Raw genomic sequence first — 14,629 nt, forward strand, 5'->3', positions numbered from 1 at the left:
CGCGTACGTGCTGTGCGGTCCCACCCGTACACGTACACGTACGCGATGTGCGGAGGCCCGAGACTGCCAACGGTGCGTGACAGGCTCGGTTCCCCCGCATTTCCCTCCCGTTACGTCGCTCGCCGCCGGGCCGTCGCTCCCTACACCTCTGCGTAACCGATCTGCGGCTTCGTGGGTTGCGCGGGTACGGGCGCGGGGCGGCGAAGGTATACCGCCCAGGTGATCGCGGAGCAGACCGCGTAGAAGGCGAGGAAGGACCAGAAGGCGGCGGTGCCGGTGCCGGAGGTCTGGAAGGACTGGCGAAAGGCGAGGTTGATGGCGAGGCCGCCGAGGGCGCCGACGGCCCCGATGAACCCCATGGCCGCGCCGGAGAGCCGCCGTCCGTGGGCGGCCGCCGCCTCGCCCTGGAGCCCCTTCTCGATCGCCTGGGCGTGGAAGATGCCCGGGATCATCTTGTACGTCGATCCGTTGCCGAGCCCCGTCAGGACGAACAGGGCGGTGAAGCCGACGAGGAAGACGGGGAGGGAGGCGGTGGCGGAGGCGTGGATGACGAGGGCGGTGGCGGCCCCCATCGCGGCGAAGGCGGCCAGCGTGACCCGGGCGCCGCCGTGCCGGTCGGCGAGACGGCCCCCGACCGGGCGGATCAGGGAGCCCAGCAGCGGGCCGATGAAGGTGAGCGAGGCCGCCTGGAGCGGGGTGCGGCCGAACTGGGTCTGGAGGACCAGGCCGAAGGCGAAGCTGTAGCCGATGAACGAGCCGAAGGTGCCGATGTAGAGCGCCGACATGATCCAGGTGTGCGGATCGCGGGCGGCCTCCAGCGCGGCCCCGGTGTCGTTGCGTACGGGCCGGAGGTTGTCCATGTACAGCGCGGCGCAGACGGCGGCCACCACGATCAGCGGGATGTACACCCCGAGCACGAGCCGGGGGTGGGCCGCGCCGAGGGTGCCGATGACGAGGAGGCCGACGAGCTGGACGACGGGGACGCCGATGTTGCCGCCGCCCGCGTTGAGGCCCAGTGCCCAGCCCTTCTCGCGGAGCGGGAAGAAGGCGTTGATGTTGGTCATCGAGGAGGCGAAGTTGCCGCCGCCGATCCCGGTGAGCGCGGCGACCGCCACGAAGGTGCCGTACGAGGTCCCCGGCTCCATCACCCAGAACGCGGCCAGCGTCGGGGCCAGCAGGCTCACCGCGCTGAAGATCGTCCAGTTGCGCCCGCCGAACCGGGCGACGGCGAACGTGTACGGCACCCGCACCAGCGCCCCGACCAGGGTGGCGGTGGAGATCAGGAAGAACTTCCCGGCCGGGTCGACGCCGTACTCCGGTCCCATGAACAGGACCATCACCGACCACAGCGTCCAGATGGAGAATCCGATGTGCTCGGAGAGCACGGAGAACCAGAGGTTGCGGCGGGCGACGCGCTCGCCCTTCTCCCGCCAGAACGTCTCGTCCTCCGGCTCCCAGGTCTCGATCCAGCGGCCTGCCATCACGCGCCTCCACAGGGGGTCGGGGTGGTGTCCCCGTCGCTCCGGGGTGTGGTCCCGACGCTAGGGAGCGCGCGTTTCGGTGCGGTGCCGTGAGGTGACCGGTGGGCAACCTTGCTCTCACCGGGCCGGGGGCGGCCCGGTGAGATGGCTACCGGCGGCGGCTCCCGGCCGCCGACCCGTTCGGCCAGAGCCTGGGCCTTCGCCTGGCCGCCACGTCCTCCACCCAGCCGACGCAGAGGATCACCAGCCCGATCAGCGGCCAGACCAGCAGCGTCATGAGCAGGGTGTACCCGGCTTCCACCGCCGACCCCAGGTGGGCGTCCACGAACGGGATCTTCCACAGGAGGTCGATGACGGGGATCGTCGCCAGGATCACCAGGTTGTGCCAGAGGTAGATCGTCACGGCCCGGTTGTTGGCGAGCGTGACCAGGCGGTCGAAACGGGCCAGCCTGCCGGGGAGTTCCCGCCAGGACGGGGCGTACTGGAGCAGGATCACGCAGAACCCGAGCGACCAGGCCGCCTGGGCGAGCGGGATGTCGTTGAGGTCCCAGCCGTCCTCGGTGAGGTGCCCGGAGGCCCACCAGAGCCCGAAGCCCATGACGATGGCGGCCAGGGAGACGGTGAGGTAGCGCGGGACCTCCTTGAACAGGCCGTCGTGGTGGGCGAATCCGAGGACCCAGCAGGAGCCGAAGACCGCGAAGTCGGTGAGCGCGTTGCCGGTCTCGCCGGGGATGTTCACCAGGCCGGTGCCGATCACGGCGGTCAGGCCGAGCGGGGCGAGCAGGGTCACCCAGGGCAGCCTGCGGAACGCCCGCAGCAGCAGGGGCGAGGCGAGGACGAACCAGAGGTAGGCGCGGAGGTACCAGAGCGGGCCCGCCGCCTGCACGGCCCAGGTCTCCTCCAGCAGACCGGCGTGGTCACCGCTGGTCCAGGGGAACGGGGGCGCGCCGACGGGGAAGACGTACCAGGCCAGCTTGGCGAACCACCACAGCCCCTCCTCCTTCACCGGCTGCCAGCCCAGGACGAACATCATCGGTACGACGACGGCCGAGAAGGCCCACATGGGCGGCAGCAGACGGCGGACCCGGCCCCGGATGACGCCCCACGCGGGGCGGCTCAGCGAGCGGGCCATCAGCGAACCGGCCAGGGCGAACATCACGCCCATGGACGGGAAGAGGATGGTCAGCCAGGCCCAGCCGAAGATGTGGTAGATCACCACGCGGAACAGGGCGACGGCCCGGAGCAGGTCGAGATAGCGGTCCCGGCCGGGGCCGGGCTTCCCCGCCGGGGCGGGAGCCGCGGCGAGATCCGGTACGGGAGCCGCGGCGGGCGTCCCGGCGGGCTGGACCGGCATCCTGAAAGGCGGCCCGGCAGGACCAGAGGGTGTCCCCGACGGCGGCCCGGTCGGCACAGTGGCTGAGCTCATCCGACGGGCCTCCGTTCAGGGGCGGCCGGGCGCTGCGCCGAGACCCCGCCGGGCGCCTCCACGACCCCGGTGCGGCGCAGCTTCTGCCAGCGCAGCCGCCCTCCGGTGAGAGCGGTGATCCACGACTGGAGCAGCACGACGTACATGAGCTGCCGGTACAGGATCTGCTGGAGCGGCAGCGAGACCAGGTGGATCATCCGCTCCTTGTCCAGCCGGAACGCGTACGCGGCACAGACCGCCTGCACCACCAGCACGCCGAACCACGCGGCCACGGTCTTGCCGGTCGGGCCGAAGACCAGCCCGTACAGCAGGAACACGTCGATGAGGGGTGCCAGCAGCGGGGCGACGACCATGAAGAGGGAGACGAACGGCAGCCCGACCCGCCCGAAGCGGCCCGACGGCCCGCGCTCGATGACCGCGCGGCGGTGCTTCCAGATGGCCTGCATGGTGCCGTACGACCACCGGTAGCGCTGGGACCAGAGCTGCTGCACGGACTCCGGCGCCTCGGTCCAGGCGCGGGCGTTCTCCGCGTAGACCACGCGCCAGCCGTCCCGGTGGAGGGCCATCGTGATGTCGGTGTCCTCGGCGAGGGTGTCCTCGCTCATCCCGCCGACCCGCTCCAGGGCCTCGCGGCGGAACGCCCCGACGGCGCCGGGGATGGTGGGCATGCAGCCCAGCACGTCGTACATCCGGCGGTCCAGGTTGAAGCCCATCACGTACTCGATGTGCTGCCAGGCACCGATGAGGGAGTCCCGGTTGCCGACCTTGGCGTTGCCCGCGACGGCTCCGACCCGGGGGTCGGCGAAGGGCTGGACCAGCTCGCGGACGGTGGCCGGTTCGAAGACGGTGTCGCCGTCCATCATCACGACGATGTCGTAACGGGCGTGCCGGATGCCGTTGTTGAGGGCGGCCGGCTTGCCCGCGTTCTGCTGGCGCACCACCCGTACGCCCGGCAGCCGCATCGCCTCGACGAGGTCGGCGGTGCCGTCGGTGGAGCCGTCGTCGATGACGATGATCTCGATCGGGTGCTCGCTGACGGCCAGCGAGCGCACGGTGGCCTCGATGCACTCGCGTTCGTTGTACGCGGGCACGAGGACGGAGACCGGGCGGGTGAGGGGCTCGCCCCAGGTGAAGTTCCTGCGGCGCACCTTGCGGGCGTGCAGGAAGGAGAGGAGCAGCATCAGGGCGAACCGGGCCAGGACGAGTACGCCGATGGCGGCGAGGCCCACGACCAGGACGCCGGTGACCTTCTCCGAGACGCTGACGGCGGAGACGAACGCCTTGCCCTTCCAGAGCGCGAACCCGCTGACCGGGGTGTGCGCGCTCGGGGCGTCCAGCGCGGTGGTGAGCCGGGTGAAGGCGTAGCCCTTCTCCTGGAGGTCGGGGAGCATCCGGTCGAGCGCGGCCACGGTCTGCGAGCGGTCGCCGCCGGAGTCGTGCATCAGGACGATGGCGCCCTTGCCGCCCTTGGGGGTGGCGCGCTCGACGATGGCGTCGACGCCGGGGCGCTTCCAGTCCTCGCTGTCGGTGTTGTTGACGACGGTGAGGTAACCACGGCTGCCGATGTACCGGGTGACCGGCCACGACTTGTTGTCCATGGCTGCGGAGTACGAGGAGTACGGCGGCCGGAACAGCGAGGTCCGCACCCCGGCCGCGCCCGCGAGCGCCAGCTGGTTCTGGGAGAGCTCCCAGTCGATGCGGCTGGTGGACTGGTAGGAGAGGTCGGGGTGGTTGAAGGTGTGCAGGCCGATCTCGTGGCCCTCGTCGACCATCCGCCGGACCAGGTCCGGGTGGCGGGCGGCCATGGTGCCGGTGACGAAGAAGACGCCGTGGGCGTCGTACTCCTTCAGCTTGTCCAGCACGCGCGGCGTCCAGACCGGGTCGGGTCCGTCGTCGAAGGTGAGGACGACCCGGCGGTCCGGGACGGACAGGGTCTTCACCTCGGCGGAGCGGGCGTCGATGACGGGCCCGCCGGTGAGGACCTCCTCCGGCACCTGGGTGGTGGGCGCGGGCGGCCGGACCCGGTGGTCGGCGAGGATCTCGCTGTTCACGTAACCGCGCAGCATCAGCATGGCGAGCAGGGCGACCAGCAGCGTGACGGGCAGGAGGTAGCGCATGGGGAGCTTCTTGCGCGGACGGTTCCGCTTCCGCGCGTTGCGCTTGCGTGTGCTCGGCTTGCCCGCGTTGTGCGTGCTCTGCTTGCCCGCGTTGTGCGTGTGCGGGCTCTGCGGGCTCTGCGTGTGCGGGCTCTGCTGGTGCGCGGTGCGCGGGCCTGCGGGTGCCTGGGAGCCGGGCGGGTGAGATCCGGGCGCGTGGGGTCCGGGCTGGTAAGGGCCGGTCGTCTGAGGTCCGGGCGCCTGCGGGCCGGTGTACCGGACCCCAGGCCACTCCGGCCGGTCGTTCCTGCCCCGCGGGGCGGGGTGTGTCATTTACGGAGCGCTCTCTTCCAGCACCGGCGATTCGGAGGGTTCCACGGGCGGCTGCTCGGTCTCGCCGGGCGGCTCGGGTTCGGGGCTCGGCTGTGTCGGCGGGACGGACGGTTTGACGGCGGAGGCCGACGGGGCGGGCTTGCGGGTGGCTTCGGTGCCGCCGGTACCGGTGCCGGTGTCGGCCGAGGGCGTGAGGGAGACGGACGCCGTGGGGCGGCCGGTGGACCCGGCGGGGACGAGGACGGGGCTGGGAGAGGCGGTGGTGCCGCCGGAGGCCGTCGGGTCCGGGGCGGCGGAGCCCGAGGGGGCCGGTGTCCCGTCGGAGACCTCGGCCGGGTCGGGCGTCTCGCTGGGTGCGGGCCGTACCTCGGCCTCCTCCGCCTTCGCCTCTTCCTGGGGCCCGGAGAGCGGGAGCCAGGGGGCGGTGGAGTTGCCGCCGAGGACGGCGAAGACCAGCGTCACGGCGTACGCGGCACAGAGCGAGGCGACCACCCAGCCGAGCCTGCGGTAGGTCTTGCTGCGCCGCCCGCTCTCGTCCACGAAGACCGGGCCGTCGGAGCCGTCCGGCGGGGCGGGCTGTCCGGGCAGCTCGGCGAGCTGCCGTCCCAGGCCGTCCAACGGGACCGTGACGTCGTTGGGTTCGTGCGTGTGCCCGGTTCGAGCACCTTCGCGCCAGTTTTCCACAGGTCTAGCCCATCCCCCACTCAACGGAACGGGCACCGAAATATGACCGGTTCTTTACTGTTGAGCGGGCCCCCACCCGTCAACGGGAACTGGCATTCATGCACCCGGACGATGAATGTAGCGCACGACATTGACGCCCAAGTGCCCCTGAACGGAGTTGATCAGGAACGGTTGCGCATCAGTGACAGATCCCCCTCGGGCAGCCATGCCCCGGACGGCGGCGCGAGCCACTGATTCTCTTTAACCAACTGGTCAGTAGCCCTGCGTAGGGCGTCTACCCCGGGGTGGTCGAGCCCCTTGCGCCAGACCAGCGCCAGAGGCGAAAGCGGAACCGGCCCGATCAGCGGACGCAGCACGGTTCCCGGCATCGGCGGGAAGTCCACCACGGCCAGTACGGGGTGGCCTCCCTTCGCCATGACCCGTTGAAATTCGGCCACCCCCACGGCGAGGGGTACGGGCGGGGCCAGTTCGATGTCCCATTCCGCGAACAGCAGGGCGGCGAGGTCCGTCCACTCCCGCGTCCGCTCGTTGCCCGCCCCCGCGTAGACGGTCGTCCCGGACAGCTCGGACAGGGGGATGACCTCGCGCCCGGCGAGGGGATGAGAGACGGGCAGCATCAGGGCCATCGGCTCGTACCGCACGGGCTGTACGGAGAGCCGGGCGAGCACCCCGGGGGCGAGCCCGGCGGCCCGGCCGAAGGAGACGTCCAGCCGCCCGGCCAGGATCTCGGAGGCGGCCCAGGTCAGCCCGGACTCGAACCGCGCCATCAGCTCGCACTCCGGCGCGAGCTCACGGGCCCGCTCCAGGACCCGGGTGGCGGTCATCCCGTCGGTGTTCAGGTCGACGAGGAGCGGCCGGGCGGGGCCCCCGCCGAAGGCGGCGGCGAGCCCGTCGTGGGCGTCGAGCACCCGGCGGGCGTACGGCAGGAGGCGCTCGCCGTCCGGGGTGAGAGAGACCTGCCGGGTGGTCCGGACGAAGAGCTCCACCCGCAGCTCGCGCTCCAGGCGGCGGATGTCCCGGCTCAGTGCCTGCTGGGCGACGAAGAGGCGGGCGGCGGCCCGGGTGAAGTGCAGCTCCTCGGCGACGGCGAGGAAGGCGCGCAGGAGCCGGGGGTCGGTGTCGGGGGTGGGCACGCGGCGAATGTACAACGCGGCGGGGGATTCACAACAGCGGTGCGTGAATGGGGTGAAAGAAGGTGTTGGACCGGGGCGGCGGGCCACGGAGAGCCTGTCCCCATGCCGAAATCCCCCGCCCCTCTCCCCTCCGCCCCTGCCTCCACCGCGCTGCTCACCGTCGCAGGGGGCCAGCCGATCGCGGCCCCGCTCACGGCTCCGGAGGGCGTACGGGAGAGATCGTCACCCGAGAACGTACGGAAACGACCATCCCCCGAAGCCGCACCGCCACCGGAGACACCGCGCCCCGGCCCCGCCAACCCCTACCTCCGCCTCCTCGCCACCCCCGGCGCCAAGGCGTTCACCACCGGCAACCTGATCGCCCGGCTCCCCATGGGGATGCTCGGCGTCAGCGCGGTCATCATGATCGCCGGGTCCCGGGGCTCGTACGCCCTCGCCGGGGCGGTCACCGCGACCGGGCTCGCCGCGACGGCCGTCGTCGCGCCCTTCACCGCCCGGCTGGTGGACCGCTACGGGCAGGCCAGGGTCGCCGTGCCCGCGACCGTACTCGCCGTGCTCGGCTCCCTCGCGCTGGTGCTCTGCGTGCGCTACGACGCCCCGGCCTGGACACTTTTCGCCGCGTACGCCGCCACCGCGACGACCCCCAACACCGGCGGGATGTCCCGGGCCCGCTGGGCCCATCTCCACCGGGGCGACCCGGCGGCCCTGCACACCGCGAACTCCTTCGAGCAGGCGGCGGACGAGCTCTGCTTCATGCTGGGCCCGGTCCTGGCGGCGACGCTGTGCGCGGGCCTGTTCCCGGAGGCGGGCACGCTGGTGGGCGCGTTCCTGCTGCTGACGGGCGTCCTGATCTTCGCCGCCCAGCGCGCGACGGAACCGCCGCCGACCCCCCGTACGCGTACGGCCGTCTCCCCGCTCCGCCTGCCGGGCATGCCCGCGCTGCTGGCGGTGTTCCTGGCCACGGGGGCGGTGTTCGGTTCGCTGGAGGTCGTCTCGATCGCCCACGCCGGGGGCGCGATCCTGGCGCTCCAGGCGGCGGGCTCCTGCGCGGCGGGGCTGCTCTACGGCTCGCTGCGCCCGGCCCGCAACGTCCGGCGCCGCCTGCTGTTCTGCCTGACGGGGATGACGGCGCTGATGTCCCTCCCCCTCCTGGCCGCCGCCTCCACCACCTCCCTGCCCGTCCTGGCGCTCTGCCTCCTCCTGGCGGGCGCGGCGACGGCGCCCACCATGGTCACGGGCATGACGCTGGTCCAACGGGCCACCCCTCCGGGCCAGTTGAACGAGGGCATGACGCTGTCGGTCACCGCGCTGCTGGGCGGGGTGGCGGCCGGGGCGGCGGCGGGCGGCTGGCTGGTGGAGCACGCGGGCACGGTCTCCGGCTACGCGGCCCCGGTGGTCGCGGCGGCCCTGGCCCTGGTCATCGCGGCGGCGGGGGCGTACGGGTGGCGGCGGCCGAGCCCAGCGGGATGACGAGCGGGCTGTGCGCCACGGGGTCCTCGATGACCCGGCAGGGCAGCGCGAAGACCTCCTCCACCAGCTCCTCGGTGATCAGCTCGGCGGGCGGCCCCTGCGCGACGACGGCCCCGTCCTTCATGGCGATGACGTGGGTGCCGTAGCGGGCGGCCTGGTTCAGGTCGTGGAGAACGGCGACGAGTGTGCGGCCCTCCTGGTTGAGCCGCCGGAACAGTTCCAGCAGCTCGATCTGGTGGGCGATGTCCAGGAACGTCGTCGGCTCGTCGAGCAGCAGCAGCGAGGTCTCCTGGGCCAGCACCATCGCCACCCAGACCCGCTGGCGCTGCCCGCCGGACAGCTCGTCGACCGGGCGGGCGGAGAGTTCGGTGGTGCTCGTCTCCGCCATCGCCCGGACGACCGCCGCCTCGTCCTCCCGCGACCACTGCTTGATCAGCTTCTGGTGGGGGTGGCGGCCGCGCGCGACGAGGTCGGCGACGGTGATGCCGTCCGGGGCGAGCGAGGTCTGCGGCAACAGGCCGAGCCTGCGGGCCACTTCCTTCGCCCTGTACGAGGTGATGGCGCGCCCGTCCAGGACCACCTGCCCGGTGCTGGGGCGCAGCAGCTTCGAAAGTCCGCGCAGGAGCGTGGACTTGCCGCAGGCGTTGGGGCCGACGATCACGGTGAAGGAGCCGTCGGGGATCTCCACGGAGAGGTTCTCCGCGATGGTCCGGCGGTCGTAGCCGAGGGTGATGTCCTCGGCACGCAGGCGCGCGTGGGGCGCGGGGCCGGCCACAGGCGCTTCGTGGAGCTGGGTCATGGCAGGGGGTCTCTCCGGTGATCGGTGGAAGGGCTCATGTCCGGCGGGCTTCCCGCACGAGCAGCCAGATGAAGTACAGGCCGCCGATCGACACGGTCACGATGCCGACGGGCAGTTGGACGGGGGCGAACAGCCGCTGCCCCACCAGATCGGCGAGTACCAGCAGAAAGGCCCCCGTCACCGCCGAGGGGAGCAGGGCGACCGAGGAGCCCCGGGTGATCCGGCGCGCGATCTGCGGGGCCGCCAGCGCGATGAAGGCGATCGGCCCGGCGGCGGCGGTGACCAGGGCGATCAGCGCGACCCCGAGCACCACCAGGACGAGCCGCACCGCCTCCGTGCGCGTACCGAGCGCGGCTGCGGCGTCGTCGCCCAACTCCAGTGCGCGCAGGGCCGGTCCGCAGGCCGCGGCGAGCGGGATGAGCAGGGCGAGGAAGCCGAGCACGGGCAGGAGCTGTTCGTGGCCGAGGCTGTTGAGCGAGCCCGCACCCCAGACGGCGGAGAGCATGGCGTCCTCGATGTCCGCCCGGAGCACCAGCCAGGTGTTGAACGCCCCGAGCATGGCGGAGACGGCGATGCCGACGATGATCAGCCGGAATCCCTGGGCGGCCCCCCTGCGGTAGGCGAGCACGAAGACCACGAACGCGGCGAGGACGCCCCCGGCCAGCGATCCGGCGGCCACCTGGTAGTAGCCGCCGCCGGTCAGCAGCAGGACGACGAGCGCCCCGGTGTACGAGCCGGAGGAGAAGCCGATGATGTCGGGCGAGCCCAGGGGGTTGCGGGTGATGGACTGGAAGATGGCCCCGGAGACGGCGAGGGCCGCGCCGAGGAGCACCGCGAGCAGCGCCCGGGGCAGCCGCCACTCCACCACGACCGTGCGGGTGGCACCCGTTCCCCCGCCGAGCAGGGACCGTACGACGTCGGCGAGCGGGATCTCGTACGTACCGAAGGCGAGGGTCACGACCACGGCGGCGCACGTGAGCAGCAGGAGGACCGCGCAGCTGACGGCCGTCCGCACGTCCAGGCGGAACGACCAGCGGGAGGTGCGGGTGACGAGGGTGGGCCGCCCGAAGTCGACGGCCTTGGCGGTTACGGGAGTTCGGTTCGGCTTCACAGCCCGCTCACCTTCTTGCGGCGGACGAGCAGGATCAGGACGGGCGCGCCGACGAACGCGGTGACGATGCCGGCCTGGAGTTCCTGCGGGGAGAGCACGACCCGGCCGATGACATCGGCGGCGATCAGCAGCAGGGGCGCGCAGACGACGGTGTACGGGATGATCCAGCGCTGGTCGGGCCCGATGAACCAGCGGGCCACGTGCGGGACCATGAGGCCGACGAAGCCGATCGGCCCGGCGGCGGCGGTCGCGGCCCCGGCGAGCAGGGTGACCGCGACGATCACCAGGAGGCGGGTGCGGACGAGGTTCGCGCCGAGCGACCGGGCGAGGTCGTCACCGAGGGCGACCGCGTTCAGGGGCCGGGCCGCGAGGAACGCGAGCAGGAGCCCCGCCCCGATGAAGGGCAGGACGGTGAGGAGGATGCTCCAGTCCCGTCCGGCGAGCGAACCGGCCGACCAGCCCACGAGTTTGGTGAACGCGTCCGGGTTCAGCAGTGTGATCGCCGAGGACACCCCGGCGAGTACGGCGCCGAGCGCGACCCCGACCAGCGTGAGCCTGATCGGGGTGCCGCCGCCCTGCCCGGCCGAGCCGATGACGTAGACGAGGGCGGTGACGACGACGGCTCCGACGAACGAGAGCCACAGGTAGGCCCCGATCGAGGAGAGGCCGAGGAACCCGACGCCGATCGTGACGGCGAACCCGGCGCCCGCGTTGACGCCGAGGATGCCCGGGTCGGCGAGCGGGTTGCGGGTCAGGGCCTGGATGAGCGCCCCGGAGACCCCGAGCGCCGCCCCGGCGACCAGCCCCAACAGGGCGCGGGGCAGGCGGAGTTCGCGGACGATGAAGGCGTGCTCGGACCCGTCGTACGCGGTCAGCGCCCGCCAGACGTCGGGCAGGGGTACGGGCTTGGCGCCGACGGCCAGGGAGACGGCGAGGGCCAGGGCGAGGACAGCGAGCGCGACCAGGAGTCCGAGGGCCCGGCCGGAGTTGGTGCGCACGAGCCCGGGGCGGGCCTGACGCCCGGCCGCCCCGGCCCGCACCCCGGGCCGCGTCTCGGACCGCGTCTCGGACCGCGTCTCGGGCCGCTCGTGGGCCCCTTCGGCGTCGGCTGAGAGGGTGGTCGTCATAGCCCGAGCCGCTCCAGCCCCGCTTCGTACAGGTCCCGGCGCAGCTCCTCGTCCTCGGTGCGTTCCCAGACGCTGTTGAGCTCGGCCATGGTTCCGGCGTCGACGGCCTCGTACTTCTCCAGCCACTCCTCCTGCCGGTGGCGCCAGTAGCCGATCACCTGGTACCACGCGGCGGGCAGCTTCCGTTCGTGGCGCAAGTAGCGCCGGGCTTGGCGGAGTTCGCCGGACTCGCCCGCCACCCACACATAGGTGCCGGGTGCGAGGTCCAGGCCGCGCAGGATCTCGGTGATCGCGCTGGGGCCCACCCCGTTGCCCCGCCCCGCCACCCAGCGCACATCCAGGCGGGCGGGGCTGGTGAGCTCGATGCGGTGGGAGGAGTCGGCGATCTCGACGACCGCGACGGCGTGGACGGCCGGGTCGAGCTGCTCCAACAGCCGCCCCAGGGCCGGGAGTCCGGTGGCGTCGGTGACGAAGACCTGTCGGGCGGCCGCGCCGGGCGCCTCGTACAGCGAGCGCGGCGGCCCGAAGAGGAGCCGGTCGCCGGGGGCGGCCCGCGCCGCCCAGCTCCCCGCCCGGCCGTGCCCGTGGAGCACGAAGTCGATGTCGGCCTCGGCTGCTTCGGGGTCGAACCGGCGCAGGGTGTAGGGCTGGATGTGCGGGTAGTACCCGTCCGGGTAGTGCCAGTCGCCGTCCCCGTCCACCTCGGGGAGGACCAACTCGCCTTCCTCCGGGGGGAAGTGGACGCGTACGTACTCGTCGCCCACCCGGGTCGAGGGGTAGTCGCGCAGGCTCTCGCTGCGCAGGGTGAGGCGGACCATGCCGGGCGAGAGGGGCACCGACCGGACGACCTCGGCGACGACACGGGCGGAGGTGGCGGAGGTCACGCCTTGGCCTTCTCACTGATCTCCGCGAGGACGCCGTCCAGCGCGTCCAGGCTCTCGGTGCCCCACTCGAAGGAGGAGACGACGGAGGCGGGGATGTTGCGGAAGACCATGCCGTTCTTCACGGCGGGAAGGTTCTTCCAGACGGTGTTCTTGGCGAGCGTCTTGTCGACGAAGTCCCCTGCCCCGTAGGCGTAGAGGAGGATGTCGGCGTTGTCGAGCTTGCCGATCTGCTCCAGCGAGAGCCACTCGCTGACCGAGCCCTCGACCCCCTTGTGCTCGCCTTCGGTGAAGGGCCGGAACTTCGCGCCCACCGCGTCCCAGACCGGCACGTAGAAGTGGCCGGCGGGGTAGGTGCCCCAGGTGGAGTGGTCCTGGCCGTAGGCGAAGACGGCGATCCTGTTCTTCTCCAGGACGTCCGCGTACTTCTTCTTCAGCTCGTCGGCCCGCTTCTCGAAGACGGCGGCCTGCTTCTCGATCTCGGCGGTCTTGCCGACGGCGGCCCCGATCATCAGGGTCCGCTCCTTCCAGGCGCCGACGCCCGCCGCGTCGAGCTGGACGACGGGGGCGATGCCCTGGAGCCGCTTCAGCTCGCCCTTCCGGAGGAACCGGGTCTCGGCGAAGATCATGTCGGGGTTCTGCTGGGCGACGGCCTCGATGTTGAGCTCGTAGTACGTCCCGACGGTGGCGGTGTCCTTGAGGGCGTCGTGGTACCGCTTGGGCCGCAGGTCCGGGTCGTCGCTGTCGAAGCCCTCGACGACGCCGACCGGCTTCACCCCGAGGTCGACCAGAGTGGCGGGCGAGTAGAAGTCGACGGAGACGATCCGCTTCGGCTCGGCGGGGACCTCGACCTTGCCCGCGATGTCGGTGACCGTACGGGTGCCGGAGCCCTTGCCCGCCGAACCGCCGTCGCCCTTCGCCCCCTCACCGCTCGCGGAGCAGGAGGTGGCCCCGAGGACGGCGGCCAGGCTCACCGCCGCGACGGCGAGCAGACGTCTGCGGGACGGCAGGAAAGCGGAAGAGCGGCGGGCAGTCATCGGACTCCTTCGGGGACCCCTGTCCGACGGCCGAGGAATGGCCGAAACAGACCGGTTAGGGCAGGCTTACCTAAGGAAGTTACCGCAGTTCCCATGAGGGTATGGCGACACCCTGTCCCGGTTTCACGACACGCGCCGCCTCAGAGGGTGGCCTCGGGCACCCCGTTCACCGAGCGGAAGTAGGCGGCGGGCGTATGGCCGGTGACCTGCCGGAAGAGGTCGATGAACGTGCTGGGGTTGGCATAGCCGAGCCGCCGCGAGACGGCCACGACCGGCTTGCCCGCCGCGATGTCGATCAGCGCCGACCGGACACGGACGAGAATGCGCCACTGCGTCAGGCTCACCCCGGTGTCCCGCTGGAACCAGCGCATCAGCGTCCGCCCGCTGAGGCCGATCATCCGGGCCCACTCCTCCGTCGTCCGGTCGTCGGCCGGATCGGCGATGATCCGCTCCGCGATGGTGAGCAGCTCCGGCGTGCGGGGAAGCGGAATGTCCAGCGAGACCGCCCGGACCGGCCGGATGAGGTCCACGCCCACCCGCTGGAGGCGCAGCCGCTCGTCGGTACCCATCTCCTCGTTCTGGTTGTGGAGCAGCAGCTCGCGCAGGAGCCGGCTCATCGGGATGCCCACGACGGTGGACCACGCGACGGTCACCAGCTCCGGACTGAGGAACGTGGCGTACGTGACGGCCCCCGCGCTCGCCCGGACCCGGTGCGGCATACCGGCGGGCAGCCAGATCCCGAGGCTGGGCGGCACCAGCCACACATGTCCGGCGGCCTCCACGGTGACGTTGCCGGTGGTGGACCAGAGCAGCTCGTGCTCCTGGTGCGCGGTCTCGGCCCACTCGGTCGGCTCGGGCGTGGGGAAGGTCCCGGTGGTCAGCAGCCAGCGCGGCTCGATCCTGGGCCCGTCGGTCTCCACCGAGGCGGTCCACTCGTCGCGCTCCAGGGTGGGGGCGCCCCAGAGGCGTACGGCGGAGCCCTGCGGCGCGTTCGCCTGCTCCTGCGGCGAGCCCTGTCGCGCATCCGTCTGTCGTTTTACCGGCATAGCCT

The 14,629-nt window shown here is 72.2% G+C and carries 13 protein-coding genes; 2 read left to right on the forward strand and 11 right to left on the reverse strand.

The window, feature by feature from the left end; genetic code table 11:
* Positions 1–140 precede the first annotated feature (140 nt).
* The 3 genes from B7C62_11560 to B7C62_11570 all read right to left on the reverse strand — a co-directional run bounded on the left by B7C62_11560 (position 141) and on the right by B7C62_11570 (position 5,024).
* A complete protein-coding gene (locus tag B7C62_11560) occupies positions 141–1,481 on the reverse strand; it encodes an MFS transporter (protein ID ARF72841.1) in 1,341 nt (446 codons plus the stop codon).
* 148 nt (positions 1,482–1,629) lie between these two features.
* Positions 1,630–2,835: an acyltransferase gene (locus B7C62_11565; protein ARF72842.1), complete on the reverse strand. Its 1,206-nt coding sequence runs from the start codon at positions 2,833–2,835 to the stop codon at positions 1,630–1,632.
* A gap of 68 nt (positions 2,836–2,903) precedes the next feature.
* Positions 2,904–5,024, reverse strand: coding sequence for a bi-functional transferase/deacetylase (locus tag B7C62_11570; protein ARF72843.1), 2,121 nt, complete (start codon positions 5,022–5,024; stop codon positions 2,904–2,906).
* On the opposite strand from B7C62_11570, the gene B7C62_11575 reads away from it, so the two are divergent.
* Complete coding sequence (locus B7C62_11575; protein ARF72844.1) at positions 5,023–5,208, forward strand: hypothetical protein; 186 nt, start codon at positions 5,023–5,025, stop codon at positions 5,206–5,208. The two genes, B7C62_11570 and B7C62_11575, sit on opposite strands and share 2 nt — an antisense overlap.
* A gap of 128 nt (positions 5,209–5,336) precedes the next feature.
* On the opposite strand, the gene B7C62_11580 is transcribed toward B7C62_11575, so the two are convergent.
* Both B7C62_11580 and B7C62_11585 read right to left on the reverse strand, forming a co-directional pair.
* Positions 5,337–6,020, reverse strand: a complete 684-nt coding sequence (locus B7C62_11580; protein ARF72845.1) for a hypothetical protein — start codon at positions 6,018–6,020, stop codon at positions 5,337–5,339.
* Positions 6,021–6,181: 161 nt separating this feature from the next.
* Positions 6,182–7,153 (reverse strand): LysR family transcriptional regulator, encoded by a 972-nt coding sequence (locus B7C62_11585; protein ID ARF72846.1) that lies wholly within the window; start codon positions 7,151–7,153, stop codon positions 6,182–6,184.
* Positions 7,154–7,255: 102 nt separating this feature from the next.
* On the opposite strand from B7C62_11585, the gene B7C62_11590 reads away from it, so the two are divergent.
* Complete coding sequence (locus B7C62_11590; GenBank protein ID ARF72847.1) at positions 7,256–8,623, forward strand: MFS transporter; 1,368 nt, start codon at positions 7,256–7,258, stop codon at positions 8,621–8,623.
* On the opposite strand, the gene fecE is transcribed toward B7C62_11590, so the two are convergent.
* The 6 genes from fecE to B7C62_11620 form a co-directional block, all read right to left on the reverse strand.
* Positions 8,571–9,422 (reverse strand): iron-dicitrate transporter ATP-binding subunit, encoded by an 852-nt coding sequence (fecE, locus tag B7C62_11595; protein ID ARF72848.1) that lies wholly within the window; start codon positions 9,420–9,422, stop codon positions 8,571–8,573. The two genes, B7C62_11590 and fecE, sit on opposite strands and share 53 nt — an antisense overlap.
* A 34-nt stretch (positions 9,423–9,456) precedes the next feature.
* A complete protein-coding gene (locus tag B7C62_11600) occupies positions 9,457–10,533 on the reverse strand; it encodes an iron ABC transporter permease (GenBank protein ARF72849.1) in 1,077 nt (358 codons plus the stop codon).
* Entirely contained in the window at positions 10,530–11,573 is a 1,044-nt protein-coding gene (locus B7C62_11605; protein ID ARF77105.1) for an ABC transporter permease, read from the reverse strand. Before B7C62_11605 ends, B7C62_11600 begins: the two co-directional genes overlap by 4 nt.
* An 83-nt stretch (positions 11,574–11,656) precedes the next feature.
* The gene (locus B7C62_11610; GenBank protein ARF77106.1) at positions 11,657–12,478 is read right to left on the reverse strand and encodes an NADPH-dependent ferric siderophore reductase; all 822 of its coding nucleotides are present in this window, start codon (positions 12,476–12,478) and stop codon (positions 11,657–11,659) included.
* Between the two features lie 62 nt (positions 12,479–12,540).
* Positions 12,541–13,578, reverse strand: coding sequence for an iron-siderophore ABC transporter substrate-binding protein (locus B7C62_11615; protein ARF72850.1), 1,038 nt, complete (start codon positions 13,576–13,578; stop codon positions 12,541–12,543).
* 140 nt (positions 13,579–13,718) lie between these two features.
* A complete protein-coding gene (locus B7C62_11620; protein ARF77107.1) occupies positions 13,719–14,525 on the reverse strand; it encodes an AraC family transcriptional regulator in 807 nt (268 codons plus the stop codon).
* Between the last annotated feature and the right edge of the window lie 104 nt (positions 14,526–14,629).

The sequence above is a fragment of the Kitasatospora albolonga genome (assembly GCA_002082585.1).
Taxonomy (GTDB): Bacteria; Actinomycetota; Actinomycetes; order Streptomycetales; family Streptomycetaceae; genus Streptomyces; species Streptomyces stephensoniae.

Coding starts and splice junctions, on each gene's coding strand:
- B7C62_11560 (ARF72841.1), bottom strand. CDS start 1,481: ATGGCAGGCCGCTGGATCGAGACCTGGGAGCCGGAGGACGAGACGTTC.
- B7C62_11565 (ARF72842.1), bottom strand. CDS start 2,835: ATGCCGGTCCAGCCCGCCGGGACGCCCGCCGCGGCTCCCGTACCGGAT.
- B7C62_11575 (ARF72844.1), top strand. CDS start 5,023: ATGGGGAGCTTCTTGCGCGGACGGTTCCGCTTCCGCGCGTTGCGCTTG.
- B7C62_11570 (ARF72843.1), bottom strand. CDS start 5,024: ATGCGCTACCTCCTGCCCGTCACGCTGCTGGTCGCCCTGCTCGCCATG.
- B7C62_11590 (ARF72847.1), top strand. CDS start 7,256: ATGCCGAAATCCCCCGCCCCTCTCCCCTCCGCCCCTGCCTCCACCGCG.
- fecE (ARF72848.1), bottom strand. CDS start 9,422: ATGACCCAGCTCCACGAAGCGCCTGTGGCCGGCCCCGCGCCCCACGCG.
- B7C62_11610 (ARF77106.1), bottom strand. CDS start 12,478: ATGGTCCGCCTCACCCTGCGCAGCGAGAGCCTGCGCGACTACCCCTCG.
- B7C62_11615 (ARF72850.1), bottom strand. CDS start 13,578: ATGACTGCCCGCCGCTCTTCCGCTTTCCTGCCGTCCCGCAGACGTCTG.